We start from the raw sequence: 17548 nt of genomic DNA, 5'->3' as shown, positions 1-17548 counted from the left end.
CATGCAGACGGGAGAAAATGAACAGGCGCTTAGAAAAATTTTAGATATGACAAGACTGATGGGCATCGCAGTACTGCTCATCCATTTTTATTATTACTTCTTCGATTCCTTCAGGCATTGGAATCTTGCTCCGGATTTTGCCTGCAGGATACTGGAGAATATTCATCGTACGGGGCTTCTGGACAGCTTTCATAAATCAAAGATTTTTGCACTTGGACTCTTGGTTATTTCCCTTATGGGTGCCAGAGGAAGAAAAGATGAAAAACTCCATTTTAGAACTGCTTTTTATTATATCGCAACGGGCCTCCTGCTTTACTTTGGATCCTATCTGGCTGTTCTAATCTTTTTGGATCCTGAGGTCTGCTCCGTACTATATATCTCATTGTGTTCTTTGGGCTATCTGATGACACTTTCCGGGGGCACTCTGCTATCCCGTATTATCCGCAGAAAGCTTAGTTCAGCAGATATTTTTAATAAGGAAAACGAAACTTTCCCTCAGGAGGAAAGGCTTATTGAAAACGAATATTCCGTTAACCTTCCTGCCCGTTATCACCTGAAAAACAAAGTTAGAAGCAGCTGGATTAACATTATTAATCCTTTCCGCGGCATTCTGGTTCCAGGCACGCCGGGTTCGGGAAAATCATACTTTGTAATCCGTCATATAATCACCCAGCATATTGCCAAAGGCTTTTCCATGTTCATCTATGATTTTAAGTTCGACGACCTCACCGTTATCGCCTATAATGCCTGGCTGAAATTTCGCCATCTTTATGCCGTGGAACCCAAATTTTACATCATAAATTTTGACGACCTCTCCAGAACCCACCGTTGTAATCCTCTTGATCCTGCGGCAATGACAGACATTACCGATGCTGCTGAATCTGCCCGCACAATCCTTATGGGACTCAACCGGGAGTGGATTAAAAAACAGGGCGATTTCTTTGTGGAATCCCCTATAAATTTCCTGACGGCCGTCATCTGGTACCTGCGGAAATACAACGATGGCGAGTTCTGCACCCTGCCTCATGTCATTGAAATGATCCAGGCAGATTACGAAAGCCTTTTCACGCTTTTGAGAACTGAAAAAGAGATCGAAGTGCTTATCAATCCCTTTGTCAGCGCATTCCTAAATGAGGCAGTCGACCAGCTGGAGGGTCAGATTGCGTCGGCTAAAATCTCGCTGGCGAAACTCTCCTCTCCCCAGCTTTACTACGTGCTCTCGGGCAGTGATTTTACCCTTGACATTAATAATCCATCTGATCCAAAAATTGTTTCAATGGGGAACAATCCGCAGAAAATACAGACATACGGGGCAGTCCTTTCACTTTTTGTCAGCCGTCTTATCAAACAGGTAAACCAGAAGGGAAAGCTTAAAAGCAGTCTCATTTTTGACGAGTTCCCCACTATCTATCTCAATAATATTGACAGTCTGATTGCAACGGCAAGAAGCAACAAAGTGAGCACCTGTCTGGGGATTCAGGACTTCAGCCAGCTTCGCAAAGACTACGGCCGCGAGCAGGCTGATGTGATCATTAATATAGTCGGAAATATCATCAGCGGACAGGTAAACGGTGATACTGCAAAACAGCTCTCAGAGCGTTTCGGAAAAATAATGCAGGACCGCGAAAGCCTCTCTATAAACAGCAGCGACACCTCCATCAGCCGTTCTCGACAGCTGGAATCCGCAGTGCCTCCTTCGAAGATTGCCTCACTGAGTTCAGGGGAATTCGTGGGCATGACAGCCGATAACCCGGATTGCCGAATTGAGCTTAAAACCTTTCACTGCGAAATCATCAACGACCACGAAAAAATTAAAAAAGAAACAGCTGCTTATAAAGAAATTCCGATCATACGAACAATTGACAATGTTATCATCCAGAAAAATTATCTGCAGATTAAAATTGAGATTCAGGAAATAATCCACAGCGAAATGGAACGGATAATCAAAAGCCCGGCACTTTCATCGCTGGTTCTCAAAAAAGAAAAATAACTTTTAATCCTTAGATGTTTTCTTGAGGCAGAGAAAAAAGAAATGTTTTTTTAGCTGCCGGATTCTTTTATAAGCTGAAGTGTACTTTCGTCCTGCTCTCCATTGTAATACTTTTCAAGCACCTGCCTGAAACATTCAGGCATTTCAGGCAGAAGTCCAAACAGGGTCATGCAGGATTTCAGTTTTCTTTCATCTGCCCTTCCCAGAATTCCCAGTGCCGATTTATTTTCGATTTGAAGCATTGCCTGGGTAATTTCCTCCAGCCGTCTGCCCAGTATCGGATGATTCAAATACAGTGTGGCTTCCCGCAGATTTTCAATGCCGTAAAAGATATTATAATCCGTGAAGCCCAGTCCTCTTAACTGGGGGAAAATAAACCACATTCAATGGGTTTATCTGCTGCCCTGTCTGATCTCGTGCAGTGTGTTGTTATATGTTTCCCTTTCTGCCTCTAAAAAACGGTGCAGCACATATCGCTTTTCCATTGCAGTGCTTTTTTAGAATACTTGAAATTACAACAAAATTTTTGAATTAAAGCTCTAAATAAGCTCTTCAGGAAGAAATAATTTATCTAACAAATCCTTTGGATGCAAAAGAATTCAGTCGCAAGTACCATCAATTTACACAAAAGGATTGGGAAATTGTAAAATTTGATGTAATGCGCTGGTGCCTGCAAATAAAACTGATTCAAAATTTTAGCAAATTTTCTGATTTGTTGTTGAGTACTGGGACTAATATAATAGTTGAATTTTCAACAAAGGACGGTACCTTGGGAGCGGTGCCCATCAATAAGGATGAATTAAAAGGAAAAAATACTCTTGGAAGATTATTGATGGAGATTCGTGAAACCCACTTGAAAAATTCTGCAGAATTGGAATTTATAAAACCTTTAAATATTCCTGTATTTTTACTTTTTGACAATCTAATAGATAAATCATAAAAACCGGAGTTTGTAATCCATGATCTTGATGATATTTATGCTTATTAAATAAAACTTTTTTAATCAGAAATCAATCAGCTTTAAAAGACCAATGCCTTTTTGATTTTTGCTAAGTCATATAACATTTTTTCTCTACCTATTGTTTTTATAGCTTCAATTGATTTTTCATGGCAATTCTTTATTTTTTGACCACTTTTACAGGGACATAATCTATTTCTGGTAAGGTCTTTTTTATTAATTATCAGCTCTAAAAAAACTACTATATTCTCAGTTGTTGGAATTTTTAAATCTTCAACATAGTATTGAATTACTCCTTCAATATGATGTTTGTATTCCTCCCCTGCATATTTATTTTCCTGTATTTTGTATAATTGATTTGCAAAAAAAGGATATATTTTTTTTGCAATAAAATCTCTTAAATTAATTCCGTGACGGCTAAGCAATATAAGATTATTATCAGAATCTAAACAGCAGATTCCATTTTCGGAAATATGCCAGTCGATATCACGAGGAATTATTTCGCTTATTTCAAGGACAATAGGTACACAATACGGATATGATTCTGGCACTATGATTTTGATGTCAAAGGTATTCCAATAGTTACCTTTGACATCACAAATATCTAGTTCTCCAGAAATTATCCAAATTTTGTTTTTTCTATTTCTTCCGTAGCTTAGTTTGGGAAAGTATTGTTTAGCTTCACCAAAGTCGCGCTCAAACAAATTAGTTTTTTTTGCTGAATCCATAAAAAGGTTTGCTGATAGCTGCTATAGGAGCTAAATTATTTATGTTACGGTCAAAATTTGGTGTTGTACCTTTTTGTTTCAGCTGAAGAATACCCTGTAAATCAGTAGCTATATAATCTTGTTTTTTTAGAAAAGACAACCAGTCAAAATCATATTGTGTGTAATTCCAGTTTTCATCCTGTATTCTAAAAATGTAACGATCATTTTCATCCTTTGTTCTTTGACATACTGGCGTAAAAAATTCAGATAACTCTGGAACCTCATTTTTTATGTGGTCTCCAACAACTATCCCATTACTCGTTGCACTTGACTGCATTTTGCTTGCTAAACTTGTATGGAGACTGCAGGTCGTCACCTCACTTATCTCCCCAATACCTGCCATTCCCCAAACTACATCACGATCGTGTCCAAGATCAATTCCTATTCTGGTGTATATATCTTCAATTCCCTGCTCATTAAACAGCTCTTTCAAATCTGTTTTTACAAAATATGTAAAAATCCCGGAAAACTGCAAGGCCCTTTTTACAGAAAGCTGAGTAGATGTTCTTTTATCTCCAAAATATACAAACAAACCATCTCCCTGAAGACGATGCACATAACCTCCAAAAATCAAACACGTATGTATTGCAGCACGCTGGATGGTATTGGTAATAGTCCAAACTGTCTCTGGAAGATAACGTTTAAAAAGATTGGTAGAACCTTTAATATCAACAAACATTGAAATAATATAATCGTTTTCGATGTTGTCTGTAAGCTTTAAATGTGCGTGATCTGGATGAAGACCTAATTTTTGATTAAAATCTGGTTTTAATCCCAATTCACTTGCAAAATTTTCTAAGCTCGGAAGCAAGCGTTTTTCCGGAACTGAAAGTCCAAGTGCGACCGCATCAAATGCTTTACGAAGCTCACCTTTAGCAGGATTCCAGCTTTCATATAATTTTTTTGATTTGGGATCTGCTGCCATTGCAGCTTTTACTGTTGAAAGGTAATCTTCAAAAATTTTCATATTTCAATTATTTTAAGTTATGTATTATAAGCATCAAAAGGGGGATAAAAAGAACAAACTGAATTGTAAACATGATTCCTGCAATTTTTAGTTTGGAGAATTTGGAGGATAACCCGCAGGCAAGCTGATGAACCTGTAATCGTAAATCCTTAAGTTCATCTTCAGTCGAAATGTTTTCAAAAGATTGAATGCTGAATTCATCATGAGTCTGACATGATATTGAACCAAAATAATGTAAGGAATCTGTACCTTTTGAAACGAAGGGGGTGGCGGCAAGTATTACCACAATCATAATAACAATGCCAAGCAAAATAAGTACAATCATTAATAGATAAATCCACGGAGTACATACAACAAAATCTTTAATAGCAAAAAAACCTACTATTAGACCTCCTACTATAAATGTACTAAGTCCTAAAAAAACAGAACTTTTGTTGTTAACGCTGTCGTAATAGTGATCATAGCGTCCAATACAAAATAATAATCTTTCTTTTTCCATAATTATAAAATCAATTTTAACACAGCTTAAATAGAAAGCCCATATACTTGTATATGCTCCACAAAGATTTTTTTTTGCCATGTGGCAAAAAAAATAATTAAAAGAGCATATATTTATAGGGACCAAACTAAACCAACTAACATATGATAGATTACAAAACCTTAGAACGCCTCAGAAGCATTGACGACCGATCTTGGGGGGTGATTTACAAATCACTGGTATTGTATGCTTCACAAAAATTAAATAAGGCAGGGTTCGAAATACGATCTGAGAAGGACAGTGTTGATGCAGAACACTTTGCAGTGCTTGCAATCGAAAAGGTTTTTACCGGAGTGCGTAAATGGGACTATAATAAGTATCCGGATATTACACATCATCTTATATGGGTTGTCAAAAGCCTTATATCCAGTCATTTTAAATCATCAAGCCGGTCAATAGTAAGTGCTGGTGGAGCAAATGAATTGCTTAGTGATAGTGAAGAGTATGATAAATTTGAAAATTATGATGAACTGACAGATGAAGAAATCCGAATCAGAGATATTCCAGATGAAATTTTCATTGAAAATGAATTTTGGGAAATGATTGAGAAAAGTTTCGGTGAAAATAAAGATGACCACGCCATATTTAGTGAATGGCTCCAAGGAGCTTCAAGAAAGGAAATTTCAAAAGGATTGGATATTCCAATGAATGAAATAAATAATTCAATAAAAAGAGGATTGCGGATTGTTAAAAAAACATTTAAAAAGTCATGAAAAATATAAAAGTCAATGTTGATAAATTAAATCGTGATATTTATCTTTTAACGGTAGAAGAACCAGAAATTCTAAATGAACTTTTAAAGGATGAAGGTTATGATCCTGCACAGCTTGAAAAAAACGGAATAACAGCAGTTAAAAAAATGCTGTTCCAGCAGACAGTGGCGCTGAAAAAAGATCAGAATAGTAATTTATATGCTAAAGCATTATCGCTATTTGAGGGAACTAAAGGAGCCACACGAGAAGCAATTTTAGGATTGCTTATCCAAAGATCACCGCAACTTCAATTCAACAATCTTGATAAAATGGACGAACAGGATCTCAAAGACATTCTCAATGAAACCGAATTGCTTGATTTAATGGATAAAATTGAAAAAGAAGAACTTTAATAATGAGAAAGAACCCTTCCCTTACTGCAAGATCCGTAATAGAAGAATTAGGAATTGAAGATATTCCTTCTATTGATATTGCTGATTTAATTGTTTATCATAATGGGATTGTTAATGAAAAGGATTTAAAGAATTCTGATGGAAGGCTTGTTATGAAAAACGGAAAATCAATTGTTACTGTAGATTCTAAAATTGAATTTCCGCAACGCAAGAGATATGTTTTGGCACACGAATTGGGCCATATGCTTTTACATTCTGATCATACTGCATCATTCACGGATGACGACACCACTCTTGAAGGATATAAAAAGGGGCCGCAGGAAAAAGAAGCAAATGACTTTGCTGCAGAATTATTAATGCCTGCAGATAAATTCAGTAAAGCATGCGAGAGAAAAAAATTCAACCCGCAGTTGCTTTTTGATCTTGCAAACAGTTTCAATACCAGCATTACTTCTACTGTATATAGGTATATTGATTTAGGAAATCATCCCCTTGCGGTTTTTTACAGTAAACAGGGAAAAGTACAATATTGGAAAAAATCTAAATTTATGTATTACAAAATTCCTGATATTAACAAACTTGATGTTCCGAGAAATTCTGTTGCAGAAGAATATTACCGTTTTAATACAATATATAGAAACAATGACATTCAAGAGATTGAGAAAACAACCTGGTTTGAATTAGGAAAATATGATAATAATACACCCATGTATGAATACTGCATCATTACACCACGTTACAATTCAGTGTTGAGTATTATTTGGGAAGATTAATTTTTTCTATTATGCCGTAATTAAAGCTATCGAAAAATACAATTAATATTCATATCGTCTTAAAACATTAACGCGAATATAAACATAACCATCTATTAAACAAGTATTTACAATAAAAACATTCCTTAATTCATAATTCAGCCAAATAAACATCCCCGTGGAAAACAGCAGCGCAGCAGATATTTTAATTTTATTAAAAGATACAGCTACAATCAGTACGGTCACTCCCTATTCTACCAAACAGATCGCAGAAAGGAAAATTGAAGGAGTACTTGTCATAGAAGTCGATAATATCAAAGAACCTGTAACTTTTTCCAATTGCCATTTTGATGAAGTTTTTATAAAAAATACATCAATGAAAGACAGGCTGGAATTTAGGCACTGCACCTTTCAGAAAGAATTTGTCATTTTTAATGTTCAAGGTACCGGGCTAATATTCAACAGTTGCTTGTTTGATCAAGGCCTGTCTGTAAATTATTGTGAATTAAAATACTTTACGCTTTCTAAAGTAGAATCTCCAAATGGGATCAAATTTGAAGGCGGATCCGTACAGGTTCTTGACATCAAGCCCTTAAATGAAAAAACACAGTTTTCATTGGACGGAAAATTTCTGCTTATCGATACGCTGGCTGTAGATTGCTCATCTGGAATAACAATCTTCGCTAAAAAAGCAGTAATAAACAATATCCTCTTATCTGGCTATTACAACGTTTCTTCCCGCCTTGATTTTAATAATATTATCAACAAAAAAATAGAAATTAATAATCTAAATAATGACGGAAAATTTTATTTTTCAAAATTAAGGCCAGTAGGAGTTAGGAAATTTTTAAACTTACCGCTCGACAAATATATCAGAGCTTACAGCGAATTTGATAAAATGCACTCTAAAGAACTAGAAATTGTACGTGCACTATCAAAACAACGTATCGGTACATTAGATCTTTATAGCGGCTACCACCCCGTTTTAAGATTTAGGGAATTCATAGAACAGCATCATTACACCGACTTTCTTGAGTATTACGATGATCTCTCAGCAGAGTTTGCTATAGGCAATTCTTCGGCCGGTATTCTGGAATTAAAAAATATTATGTTTGAAAGATATATACTTAAAATAATAAATTCCGACCTCTCCGCAGTAAAACTTATAAACTCACAGATTCCGGATGTTAATGCCAAAGATGATTTCTTAAATTATTACAATGTATACAATGATCTGTATACATCAGCAGCTAAACAGAACAATACAAAAGATAAATCAGATTATTACCGTATCTCACAGAATTACCTTTACAAATATCTTAGATATGAATCAGTATCAGACGACCGTCATAGGGGTTCCCGTTTCTCGATCATCGTATCAAAATTTTACAGCAGTCATGGTACAAACTGGCCAAAAGCTTGTTTGGTCACAATTTTATTAGCTTTATTATTTTTCTATCTTTTTACAGCCAGCCTTTCAAAGGTCAGTTCGAATTTAAGCATATATAGAACAGCAGAGTTCTTCACCGATTTTCTGCCGTACTTTCCACAGTTTATAAATCCCCTTCATAGAATTGATTTTATGCAGCATATTGCAGCGCTGGGCCCATGGAGTGCCTTGCTTGATTTCTTTTCCAGGATACTGGTAAGTATTGGGATCTTTGAAATCGTTAGGTCATTCAGAAAACATGTGAGACAGTGAGTACTGCAGTATTCATAAAAACTGCCAATACCTAAATTTATCAATGCTTTGACATTTTTAGATTAGTATAAAAATGACACCGCTGATTTGGCGGTGTTCCTTCATTAATGCTTTGGTATCCCATTGAGTTGCAAACTAAAATCTTGATTTAAAAGTCTTAATTTCCCAGCTGCTGTTGCCTTCGTTTAAAACAGCGCACAATATTTTATTACCATCCGTGCGCACATTCACCAATCCATAAACAAATTTGTCTGCCACACGCAGTTTGGAGAGAGCTGTAGTTTTGTCCTCTGCGTTAAGCCCTCCCGATTTAGTCTGTTTATAGGAAACTTGTATTTTCTTCTCATCTAAAAGATTTATATCAAAAATACTGCCCTGATGCTGATAATCTTTATAACTGACTTTATATGGATTGCCTATTTTAAGGCTTCTTGAAATCTCTGTACTGTAGATCATGGGTGTGAGTAACTTGTCGCCAGAAATTTTTCTAAATCCTGTAGCGCCTGATGCGCCGACAATATTTGGTCTTGGATGGGCATGGGTTTCATCGTCGCCTGATGAAATAATGGTAGCCCCCGCCTGAACATACTGAAGAAAATTATAGGAGCAGTCATCGCTTCCATGGTGGCAGGACTTAACCACATCGGCCGCCAGCTCCTGGGTGCTGCCGGCAAGGGCTTCCACAATATACTGCTGGCTTTTCTGGTTCAGGTCGCCTGTAAGCAGGATCCTGCTCCTGCCGTAATCCAAACGCAGCAGCACCGAATTTCCATTAGTGTTCTGGGAAGGGGTTTTAAAATCTTTCAGCGCTGGTTTGCCCTGAACAATGGTCTCGATGGGTCCGAGTATTTTAATGGCCAAAGGATTGTCGGTTCCGTAACCCGGCAGGTAATCAAAGTTCTTTTTAGGGTTGTAGGAAAGTCTTTTGCAGGGTGCTTGGGTATCCTTAATACATTTCATAAACTCCGCCCATTCACCTTGCAGTATATAGTCCTCTCCACTAAGCCCCTGAATAATGGAATCCCTGTCATCCAGCAGGGACTTAATATAACCATTCTCTATTTTTCCCAGGCTTCTCTCCCCATTTTTTTCCACCATCCCGCGCCGGCATGATAAAAATTCTTAATTTCAACACTAGTACAATCCAGTTCCGTATTTTCCGCGGCATTGATAAGGTCCCATAAGCCGCCGTAATGGTCCGCATCGCTATGGCTGCAGATCATTTCATCAATTACGATCTTCTGCTGCTTATAATCCACGGCAAACTTCCAGTCCACAAAATCAGCCGCGCTTTTACCATGCGACTGCATCTTACGGGTATAGCCCCCGTCAATTAAGATATGTTTTCTCTCCGGGGTTACGATCAGTATCCCATCTCCCTGTCCAACATCAATAAAATAGAGTTCCAGAAGTGATTTGTCACCTAGATATTTAGGATCAATATAACCCGATGGTGCCCATCTGCTGTGCACTTTCAAAAGACCATTCTGAGGGATAGGGTCCAAGATTTCAACACGGTCTCCCCAAAGCAGTTCAATAAGAACATCCTCGCCGTCGCTTGCCTTGTAGACTTTAGCTGTTTCTGATTTTAAATATTTGATCGTCTCCATAATTCCAACATTGGTTAAAAGATTGATTTTCAGTTAAAAACACCCTCAAATCTACAGCTTTACATTTATTTTTCACTACGTATAATTACTCATTTTCAAGGAATTAGATAAAATATTTCAATTCAAAACGGGTTAAAAGGGCAGCCAAAGTAGTGCCCGCCCTTACCTGCATGCGCATAACGGCTCTTCGCCGCCCTTCGGGACTTATAGCACTCCGGCTCGGTATCCGGACACTGGTCTTCTGCTTTCTTTTTTCCCGTTTTTTCTTTTGAAAAATTTCATTTGCGCAGGTACGGGGAAGAAAAACAAAAGATAAGTATTCACTAAAAATTTTATGTCATGGAAATCACAGGACGAATTGTAAAAGATGCCTCAGTTTTTAAAGTAAAAGAAAACCGTGAGGTGGTAAACTTCTCCATAGCAGTCAACGACAGCTATAAACCCAAAGGAAGTACCGAAACTAAAAAAATTGTAACCTATATCGACTGTTCATATTGGATGAGCGCAGGACTGGCAAAGTGGCTGAAAAAAGGAACTTTAGTACAGCTCTTCGGGCGCATCGGGCTGAATGTCTATATCGGGAATGACGCTCAGCCGCACGGCTCACTGACCTTTCATACATCAGATATTAAGATACTGGTATTTGCGCAAACGGATAATAATACCCATACACCCGCACTTAAACAGCAGAATGCATCTGATAATCCCGATGACCTGCCTTTCTAGTTTTTCAACGCCTTTAATTTTTATACGCCTAAATATTATATCATGAAAGCTTTAAAAAAATCCAATTACAGCGAGTATCGTGTAAGCGATGCCTTCAATCAAATTATTCTTCGAAGCATCACTTCTTACGACGGGAAAAGAAAAGAACAGCTTAAAGCTTTTTTTCTTGACCTACAGCAAGGAGGATGCGTGAGCGGTATGATTTCAGAATTTATCTACCACGCCGACTGCAAAGAATTTTACATCGAGCATATCGATGACCTTGAAAATATCCGAACCGAATTGGAAGAAGCTATCGGCGAACCGATTGAAAACCGTTTTCAGGCTCCCCATTACACTTTTGTGTGCTGGCTATGCTTTGAAGAATACTGCTTTGACCTCTACTCTAGCCTATACGAATAACAATTTTCAATCTTAAATATACTCTTATGAAAGCTTCTGAAAATTTTAAAAACGCCATAGAAAACTATCTGAATAATTTGGAGCAGGGCGATACCGACTTTGCACCGCACTACGCCAAAGCTACCAAAAATTTGGAAAGCTGTCTGAATTACATTTTAGGTGAGGTCAAAAAAACAGGTTTGTGCGCCTTTGACAATCAGGAAATTTTTGATATGGCAATTAAGTACTATACCGATGATTCCATCGGCACGCCTGCCCCAGTGGCATGCAAAGTTGTGGTGCAGACCCCTGCCTCCTCAGATCTTTTCTCACAGCCTGAAATCCCTGCTGTGACAGTCAAAACAGAAACAGTTCCACCAGTAAAAGAAGTAAAACCCGTGCAGACCGCCCTTACACTCTTTGACCTATGATACCCAAAACCCACATCGAAAAACAGCTCACGGCGTTAAGCAGTTCACTTGCGCCCATAAGACCTGAGGTATTCACTTGGGCGGAGCAGAATATCTTTCTCAAATGGGGCGTATTGTCACGCTCCAAATTTTACTGTTTGCAGTGCACCCACGTTTGGAAACCATCCTGCACGAGCGCGTGCACCAAGTTTACTTGCTGTCCTGCCTGCGAAGGAAAGCTTAAAATGATGCCTTATAATCAGGTGCATTTTAAAGAAATGGAATATTTTGGAGTTGTGGATAGCTGTGCAGGGTTTCAGGTCGTGCGCATGATAATTAGCCACAAACACATGAAAAAGAATTTCACGCCGACTTATTTTCATAAGGAAGTCATGCAGCATTGGATTAATCCCAAAGGCGAAGTCCGCACGCTCGCACTCAGCACCAATGTATTTTCCAGTACCCTTGATGCATGGAAATTCTATTCCCCGCTTGAAATAAAGCCAAAGGATTTCTCTCGTAATGCCAAATTTTATATCAATCCTTACAAAGTATATCCGCAGATTAAAGTGCTTCCGATTTTAAAAAGAAATGGTTTTAAAAGTTCGGTGTACGATATTGCACCGCACCTGCTCTTTTCATCCCTTTTGACCGACCCCATCACCGAAACCCTCCTCAAATCACGACAGCTGAACCTCTTGCAGTACTATTTCGGCGCTTCAAGGCAGAACATCCGACGAAACTGGCAGGCGGTCAAAACCGTTATCAGAAATGGCTATAAAATTTCAGATGTGCAGATTTGGGAGGATTATCTCGAACTGCTTCGCTATTTCAAAAAAGACCTTACCTGTGGTAAGTATATATGTCCTGAAAACTTGGGAGAAGCACACGACCATCTCGTAAAGAAAAAAAGGGATTTGCTCAGAAAGAAAAAACTCGAAGACCTACGCCTTGAAATCGAAAAGGCACAAAAAAGGTACGAAAGCATTAAAAAGCGTTTTTTCGGGCTGTCGTTCCACAAAGGGGAACTCAGCATTTCCGTTATAAAAGAAGTAAAGGATTTTATGCAGGAAGGCGACGATTTGGGGCATTGCGTCTTCACCAACGAATATTATGATAGAAAGGACTCGCTGATACTCTCCGCTAAGGTCGAAGACAAATCCGTCGAAACCATCGAAATCTCACTCTCTAGAATGGAAATCCTGCAATGCAGGGGATTTAAAAACAAGCCCTCCATGCACCACAAGCAGATACTGCAGCTCCTTTCCGAAAACCTCTACAAAATCAGGGAACGCATGAAGAAAAGAAAAACTAAAAAAGAAAGCCGATGATTATCGGCTTTCTTTATGGCTGTATTTTAGATCTCGGAAGCCCGCCAGCCTGATGGCTAGCGGGCTCGTAATTGTACAAGACTTTAATTATCTGATGCTGACGGTCTGCTGCAAGTTTTCCTGATTGATGAAAACCGCAATATACTGCTGGACTTCATTGCGTTTCTCGATGTCCGTTTCAAAGGTATTGATGTGATAATTTTCATCCTGATCGAGAATGTGGATGATCTCGGTGTAGCCTTTGGAAATCAGGCTGCCTTTGAGTTTTAGGACAGTATGCTGCTCTCGGGCATCCAAATCTTTTCTCACCTGTAGTTGTATCGCTTTTTCCATTGTACAAGATCTGTCGTTTTGTTCTGGTCTATTGTTTAATCAAATATAATTATTTACAATTGATGCACACTTCTACGTAATGTTAAAAAAATAGTAGAAAAACTTAACAGAAATTATTTTTAAAACATTGCTGTACTGTAAGCCGCATCATACCCAAATTATGCTGAAACACATAAAAAAACTATCTTTACGATTATTCTTCTTTTATGTGATTTACTAGATTCATATCGAAAGCATAGATTGTACTAAGCAAAATAATACGTTTAATTATGGCAGGAAATGTAAATGTAACTTCTAACGGGATAAAAAAAATTCTAAGCAATTACCAAACTCCAAGCGCAGTCGCAGAATATATATGGAACGGCTTTGATGCAACCGCGACTACTGTAATCTTAAATTATACCGTAGATACTTTAGGGTCATTGGAATATTTGGAAATAATAGATAACGGATATGGTATCAATCACAGTAAATTGAATTCAAAATTTAAGCCCTTTTATGAATCTGAAAAAGCTATAAAGGTATCTGCCCCTAAACATACATCTTCAATGCATGGTAAAAACGGAGTTGGCAGACTAACATTTTTCACTTTCGCCAAAAGCGCAAAATGGATTACGACATTTAATAATGGAAAAAAATTTGAAACAAATACCATTATTATAAACAGTAGCGACCTAACAGACTTTACACCCCAAAATATCGATAACGAAGCTGACTTTTCGGGTACTATCGTAACATTTACTGACATACAGATTTCCGAGAATCAGATGGATAAAATAATTATCCCTTTCCTCATTCGGGAGTTCTGCTGGTTTTTGGAACTAAACAAACATAAAAAGTTCCAGATCATTATCAATAATGTTCCCCTAAATTATGAGTCTAATATAGCCGAAAGAGACGAAAAAATTTCACTTGTCTTCTCCGACTCCAAATCAGGTGGCAAAACAGAATTCAAAATTAAATTTATACAGTGGAAGGAGGCATTGCATAAAGAATATTCCAAGTATTATTTTTTAAATGATAAACAGAATGAAATCTACAAGGATCATACTACCTTGAATAAAAAAGGTGATGAATTCTTCCACAGCGTTTATATCCAAAGTGAGTATTTTAATGATTTTGACTTTAATAGCTCTGAAAATGAAACACAGGTCAGCCTGTTTGGAAAGGCAAAATCTTCGGCCGAATATCGTTATCTAATAAAGCACATCAACCAGTTCTTAAGGGAAAAAAGAAAACCTTTCCTAAGAAAGTTTGCTGACAAACTCATTGAAAACTATGAAGAGCATGGCATTTTTCCTGTCTATAAGACACCGTGGGAAGAAAAATATAAAAAAGAGGATTTAATTGAAACCCTGAAAAGCCTTTATGAAATACAGCCAAAATTATTTACCAGTCTCAACATAAATCAAAAGAAGACTTTTGTACGTTTTCTTGACTTGCTGTTGGATTCCAGCGAAAGAGAGGACATTTTTGAGGTTCTTAACGAAATCCTTGATCTTTCGGCTACTGAGAAAAAAGATCTGGCAAAAATCCTTAAGACAACAAAACTTAATAGGGTGATTGCAACCATCAAATTAATTCAGGACAGGTACGAAACAGTTGCTATTCTTAAGGAACTTGTTTTTAATAAAGATCTAAAAGCCAATGAGGTTAATCATTTACAAAAAATGATTGAAAGCCACTACTGGATTTTTGGGGAACAATACCATCTGGTTACATCCGCTGAGCCAAAATTTGAAGAAGCGTTAAGAAGGTATACTTATCTGCTCACAGAAAAAGATACGGCTGTAGAAGTAGATCACCCGCACAAACTTAAAGAAATGGACATTTTTGCCTGCAGGCAGAATACTTTAATGGACAAAATTGAAAATATTGTAGTAGAGCTTAAACATCCTCTTATAAGCTTGGGAAGCAGCCAATATAACCAAGTCTATAACTACATGGAATTGATTCAGAAACAGCCCGAATTTAATGCGCCCAATATGTCTTGGGAATTTTATCTGATCGGCAATAAATTTGATTCATCCAACTTTATCCAGAACCACATAAATACAAACAGGCCTCATGGGATAAATTCTCTGATGATGCTTTTAAACGAAGGACGGATAAAGGTTTATGCAAAAACCTGGAGTGAGATTTTTGCAGAATTTGAGATAAAACATAATTATCTAAATGAAAAGCTAAAACTGGAAAGGGAACAAATGACCCTTGAAATTAATGATGCTAACCAAGCTGTTATGACAGCACAAGTAAATTCAGCTATCCAACCCAAAGAAATTATTGTAAAACAATAGAAAAATAGACAAAATAGAGACTTCAATTTCTGGAATAGATTTACTTCAACGAGCTTTTTCGTCATAAAAAAGGTAGGCTATTTTAATAATCTTTACCTATCAGAAAAGAAATATAGTAGATATGATAAAGTTTTTTGAAGATGAATGTGATTACTTCAGAGATTGAAGAAAATTAACCGCAAAATCTAAAAGACTTGATTTAATATCTTTTGATTTTTCACCTATAGACTGAGTATTGAATTTATCAAAAATTTCCTGCTCATAAATTCCAGCTGTCAAAATTTCATCTTGTCGTAAAATGATGTCAGTATTCAGTGAAATTATTTGTTTATCAGGAGCCAAGCTTCTAATATAATCATCTATAACTTTAAAATAATCGGTAGTAATAATAAGCTTCTTTGTCTCACTTTCACGATAGCCACTAATAATAGGTGTAATTGTTAAGTAGTTAGTCTTTTGAGGTTCTGGTATCATTTCAGAAAAACCAATGTAAACTTTATTATTTTTTAGTGTAACTTGAATAAGTACACCTTCATCGAAAGATCTTTTAAATAACTTTTCAATTTCATCTCCATTTTTATCAACCGCACGTGCAATTGGAGTACTTTTTCTCCATATTTTTATAAGAATAAAATTACTTAAGGGAACGAAAATAATAGCCAAAAGAGAAGAAAATAAAACTGTCCAAAAGTAATCTACCTTGTTTATAGGAAAAACTTTTAATCTATTGAGAGACCATTCAATCCAATCAGGTCTAAGTATTTCGATTACTGTCCGTAAAATAAATCCGAAAAAGACAATAGCTACACCAACAAAGACAGATTCAAAAAGTAATCTATTTTGTAAAAACCTTTGTGTGTTATATTTAAATAAAACTGAGTATACCAATAAAAAATAACCTGCCATTACAGGAAGTAGCAGTAGGTTGTAAGGCATCATCCTTTACTAGTCTTGATATGAGCCTTAACAACAGAGGATTCTTTTAACTGTTTAATAGCAGCTTGTACTTCTGGTCTCTTATAAAATACAGCTTTATCAACAAACAGTCTGCCTTCGTAAGTACCTCTTAGTCCAGTATCTTCCGCTTTCGATGTTTTTTTAAATAGTGCCATAATTGTTATTTTATCCAAAAATACGATTATTTTGTTTTAAATTAAAATTTTTAAGAATTGATTATCATACGTTAGTTTCTTATTTTCATAAAATTAATCCACAATAAACAGTTCTTCTGAAAAAAAACAAAGTGAATTATTCTTATTTTTTATTTTTAAAGCTTTTAGATTTCTTGTAAGAATCATGGCAAGATCAATTTTAAAAAAGTAAAAGCTTAGTAAAAAAAAATTGTTGTATCAAAGTTCGAGATATAAAAGAAAGACTTACTTAGATAGAAAAATTCAAATAACTGTAATGTAAATATGGGTGCAGAATCGGTGCATTTTTACACAGCACTATTTTAAAACACTGAAATAAAACCATTTAAAAGCTTAGGTTCGAAACATTACTAAATTATCTAAATGAAATATAGACTGTTTCTTTTTACTTTTTATTTTTTGTCAGTACGTAATAATTCCATTGGTTTATAGAATTTACTACTAACTATCATCCATGTTACCCAACCGGGTCTTTTATTAAAATATTGCTAACAAAAATTATTACCAAAATTTTTAATTCATTTAATTTT

The 17548-nt window shown here is 36.4% G+C and carries 20 protein-coding genes; 11 read left to right on the top strand and 9 right to left on the bottom strand.

Features of this window, described 5'->3' with window-relative positions; genetic code table 11:
- The first annotated feature begins 1 nt into the window (after window position 1).
- Entirely contained in the window at window positions 2-1990 is a 1989-nt protein-coding gene (gene mobC, locus BOW57_RS19125; RefSeq protein ID WP_129056619.1) for a conjugal transfer protein MobC, read from the top strand.
- Between the two features lie 50 nt (window positions 1991-2040).
- Here mobC and BOW57_RS19120 read toward each other — a convergent pair whose 3' ends face one another.
- Window positions 2041-2373 (bottom strand): DUF1810 domain-containing protein, encoded by a 333-nt coding sequence (locus BOW57_RS19120; RefSeq protein ID WP_129056617.1) that lies wholly within the window; start codon window positions 2371-2373, stop codon window positions 2041-2043.
- Between the two features lie 179 nt (window positions 2374-2552).
- On the opposite strand from BOW57_RS19120, the gene BOW57_RS19115 reads away from it, so the two are divergent.
- Window positions 2553-2930 (top strand): NADAR family protein, encoded by a 378-nt coding sequence (locus tag BOW57_RS19115; protein WP_129056615.1) that lies wholly within the window; start codon window positions 2553-2555, stop codon window positions 2928-2930.
- An 80-nt stretch (window positions 2931-3010) separates the two neighbouring features.
- Here BOW57_RS19115 and BOW57_RS19110 read toward each other — a convergent pair whose 3' ends face one another.
- The 3 genes from BOW57_RS19110 to BOW57_RS19100 are packed head-to-tail and all read right to left on the bottom strand — an operon-like array spanning window position 3011 to window position 5181.
- The gene (locus tag BOW57_RS19110) at window positions 3011-3676 is read right to left on the bottom strand and encodes a hypothetical protein (protein ID WP_129056613.1); all 666 of its coding nucleotides are present in this window, start codon (window positions 3674-3676) and stop codon (window positions 3011-3013) included.
- The gene (locus BOW57_RS19105) at window positions 3654-4682 is read right to left on the bottom strand and encodes an adenylate/guanylate cyclase domain-containing protein (protein ID WP_129056611.1); all 1029 of its coding nucleotides are present in this window, start codon (window positions 4680-4682) and stop codon (window positions 3654-3656) included. Before BOW57_RS19105 ends, BOW57_RS19110 begins: the two co-directional genes overlap by 23 nt.
- Before the next feature lie 7 nt (window positions 4683-4689).
- Window positions 4690-5181 (bottom strand): Pycsar system effector family protein, encoded by a 492-nt coding sequence (locus tag BOW57_RS19100; protein WP_129056609.1) that lies wholly within the window; start codon window positions 5179-5181, stop codon window positions 4690-4692.
- Window positions 5182-5324: 143 nt separating this feature from the next.
- Between BOW57_RS19100 and BOW57_RS19095 the strand changes: the two genes are divergently transcribed.
- The 4 genes from BOW57_RS19095 to BOW57_RS19080 all read left to right on the top strand — a co-directional run bounded on the left by BOW57_RS19095 (window position 5325) and on the right by BOW57_RS19080 (window position 8779).
- Window positions 5325-5933: a hypothetical protein gene (locus BOW57_RS19095; RefSeq protein WP_129056607.1), complete on the top strand. Its 609-nt coding sequence runs from the start codon at window positions 5325-5327 to the stop codon at window positions 5931-5933.
- Window positions 5930-6325, top strand: a complete 396-nt coding sequence (locus tag BOW57_RS19090) for a hypothetical protein (protein ID WP_129056605.1) — start codon at window positions 5930-5932, stop codon at window positions 6323-6325. Before BOW57_RS19095 ends, BOW57_RS19090 begins: the two co-directional genes overlap by 4 nt.
- Before the next feature lie 2 nt (window positions 6326-6327).
- Window positions 6328-7098 (top strand): ImmA/IrrE family metallo-endopeptidase, encoded by a 771-nt coding sequence (locus BOW57_RS19085; RefSeq protein ID WP_129056603.1) that lies wholly within the window; start codon window positions 6328-6330, stop codon window positions 7096-7098.
- Window positions 7099-7255: 157 nt separating this feature from the next.
- A complete protein-coding gene (locus BOW57_RS19080) occupies window positions 7256-8779 on the top strand; it encodes a hypothetical protein (protein WP_129056601.1) in 1524 nt (507 codons plus the stop codon).
- Between the two features lie 135 nt (window positions 8780-8914).
- Here the strand turns inward: BOW57_RS19080 and BOW57_RS19075 are convergent, their stop codons facing one another.
- Together BOW57_RS19075 and BOW57_RS19070 are read right to left on the bottom strand one after the other, a co-directional pair.
- Window positions 8915-9877 carry a hypothetical protein gene (locus BOW57_RS19075; protein WP_129056599.1) on the bottom strand — a complete coding sequence of 321 codons (963 nt, stop codon included), beginning with the start codon at window positions 9875-9877 and terminating at the stop codon, window positions 8915-8917.
- The gene (locus BOW57_RS19070; RefSeq protein WP_129056597.1) at window positions 9838-10389 is read right to left on the bottom strand and encodes an MBL fold metallo-hydrolase; all 552 of its coding nucleotides are present in this window, start codon (window positions 10387-10389) and stop codon (window positions 9838-9840) included. Before BOW57_RS19070 ends, BOW57_RS19075 begins: the two co-directional genes overlap by 40 nt.
- A 339-nt stretch (window positions 10390-10728) precedes the next feature.
- Between BOW57_RS19070 and BOW57_RS19065 the strand changes: the two genes are divergently transcribed.
- From BOW57_RS19065 to BOW57_RS19050, 4 genes are read left to right on the top strand one after another with little or no spacing between them, the layout of a single operon-like run.
- Entirely contained in the window at window positions 10729-11115 is a 387-nt protein-coding gene (locus BOW57_RS19065; protein ID WP_129056595.1) for a single-stranded DNA-binding protein, read from the top strand.
- 42 nt (window positions 11116-11157) lie between these two features.
- On the top strand, window positions 11158-11517 hold the full coding sequence (locus BOW57_RS19060; RefSeq protein WP_129056593.1) for a hypothetical protein: 360 nt from the start codon (window positions 11158-11160) through the stop codon (window positions 11515-11517).
- 26 nt (window positions 11518-11543) lie between these two features.
- Window positions 11544-11927 carry a Cas9 inhibitor AcrIIA9 family protein gene (locus BOW57_RS19055; protein ID WP_129056591.1) on the top strand — a complete coding sequence of 128 codons (384 nt, stop codon included), beginning with the start codon at window positions 11544-11546 and terminating at the stop codon, window positions 11925-11927.
- Window positions 11924-13237, top strand: a complete 1314-nt coding sequence (locus tag BOW57_RS19050; protein WP_129056589.1) for a PcfJ domain-containing protein — start codon at window positions 11924-11926, stop codon at window positions 13235-13237. Before BOW57_RS19055 ends, BOW57_RS19050 begins: the two co-directional genes overlap by 4 nt.
- An 87-nt stretch (window positions 13238-13324) precedes the next feature.
- Here the strand turns inward: BOW57_RS19050 and BOW57_RS19045 are convergent, their stop codons facing one another.
- A complete protein-coding gene (locus tag BOW57_RS19045) occupies window positions 13325-13570 on the bottom strand; it encodes a hypothetical protein (protein ID WP_129056587.1) in 246 nt (81 codons plus the stop codon).
- 269 nt (window positions 13571-13839) lie between these two features.
- Between BOW57_RS19045 and BOW57_RS19040 the strand changes: the two genes are divergently transcribed.
- Window positions 13840-15867 (top strand): ATP-binding protein, encoded by a 2028-nt coding sequence (locus BOW57_RS19040; RefSeq protein ID WP_129056584.1) that lies wholly within the window; start codon window positions 13840-13842, stop codon window positions 15865-15867.
- 150 nt (window positions 15868-16017) lie between these two features.
- Here the strand turns inward: BOW57_RS19040 and BOW57_RS19035 are convergent, their stop codons facing one another.
- Window positions 16018-16806 carry a hypothetical protein gene (locus BOW57_RS19035; protein WP_129056582.1) on the bottom strand — a complete coding sequence of 263 codons (789 nt, stop codon included), beginning with the start codon at window positions 16804-16806 and terminating at the stop codon, window positions 16018-16020.
- Window positions 16803-16979, bottom strand: coding sequence for a hypothetical protein (locus BOW57_RS19030; protein WP_164973741.1), 177 nt, complete (start codon window positions 16977-16979; stop codon window positions 16803-16805). Before BOW57_RS19030 ends, BOW57_RS19035 begins: the two co-directional genes overlap by 4 nt.
- Window positions 16980-17548: the final 569 nt, after the last annotated feature.

The sequence above is a fragment of the Flavobacterium sp. YO64 genome, assembly GCF_004119505.1.
Classification (GTDB): Bacteria; Bacteroidota; Bacteroidia; order Flavobacteriales; family Flavobacteriaceae; genus Flavobacterium; species Flavobacterium oncorhynchi.
This window is presented reverse-complemented; position numbering and strand designations above follow the sequence as displayed.

Excerpts from the sequence above, each read along its gene's own strand:
- BOW57_RS19035 (WP_129056582.1), bottom strand. The coding sequence starts at position 16,806 with ATGATGCCTTACAACCTACTGCTACTTCCTGTAATGGCAGGTTATTTT.
- BOW57_RS19060 (WP_129056593.1), top strand. The coding sequence starts at position 11,158 with ATGAAAGCTTTAAAAAAATCCAATTACAGCGAGTATCGTGTAAGCGAT.
- BOW57_RS19050 (WP_129056589.1), top strand. The coding sequence starts at position 11,924 with ATGATACCCAAAACCCACATCGAAAAACAGCTCACGGCGTTAAGCAGT.
- BOW57_RS19040 (WP_129056584.1), top strand. The coding sequence starts at position 13,840 with ATGGCAGGAAATGTAAATGTAACTTCTAACGGGATAAAAAAAATTCTA.
- BOW57_RS19065 (WP_129056595.1), top strand. The coding sequence starts at position 10,729 with ATGGAAATCACAGGACGAATTGTAAAAGATGCCTCAGTTTTTAAAGTA.
- BOW57_RS19055 (WP_129056591.1), top strand. The coding sequence starts at position 11,544 with ATGAAAGCTTCTGAAAATTTTAAAAACGCCATAGAAAACTATCTGAAT.
- BOW57_RS19105 (WP_129056611.1), bottom strand. The coding sequence starts at position 4,682 with ATGAAAATTTTTGAAGATTACCTTTCAACAGTAAAAGCTGCAATGGCA.
- BOW57_RS19090 (WP_129056605.1), top strand. The coding sequence starts at position 5,930 with ATGAAAAATATAAAAGTCAATGTTGATAAATTAAATCGTGATATTTAT.
- mobC (WP_129056619.1), top strand. The coding sequence starts at position 2 with ATGCAGACGGGAGAAAATGAACAGGCGCTTAGAAAAATTTTAGATATG.
- BOW57_RS19045 (WP_129056587.1), bottom strand. The coding sequence starts at position 13,570 with ATGGAAAAAGCGATACAACTACAGGTGAGAAAAGATTTGGATGCCCGA.
- BOW57_RS19120 (WP_129056617.1), bottom strand. The coding sequence starts at position 2,373 with ATGTGGTTTATTTTCCCCCAGTTAAGAGGACTGGGCTTCACGGATTAT.
- BOW57_RS19100 (WP_129056609.1), bottom strand. The coding sequence starts at position 5,181 with ATGGAAAAAGAAAGATTATTATTTTGTATTGGACGCTATGATCACTAT.
- BOW57_RS19110 (WP_129056613.1), bottom strand. The coding sequence starts at position 3,676 with ATGGATTCAGCAAAAAAAACTAATTTGTTTGAGCGCGACTTTGGTGAA.
- BOW57_RS19070 (WP_129056597.1), bottom strand. The coding sequence starts at position 10,389 with ATGGAGACGATCAAATATTTAAAATCAGAAACAGCTAAAGTCTACAAG.
- BOW57_RS19030 (WP_164973741.1), bottom strand. The coding sequence starts at position 16,979 with ATGGCACTATTTAAAAAAACATCGAAAGCGGAAGATACTGGACTAAGA.
- BOW57_RS19085 (WP_129056603.1), top strand. The coding sequence starts at position 6,328 with ATGAGAAAGAACCCTTCCCTTACTGCAAGATCCGTAATAGAAGAATTA.
- BOW57_RS19095 (WP_129056607.1), top strand. The coding sequence starts at position 5,325 with ATGATAGATTACAAAACCTTAGAACGCCTCAGAAGCATTGACGACCGA.
- BOW57_RS19075 (WP_129056599.1), bottom strand. The coding sequence starts at position 9,877 with ATGGTGGAAAAAAATGGGGAGAGAAGCCTGGGAAAAATAGAGAATGGT.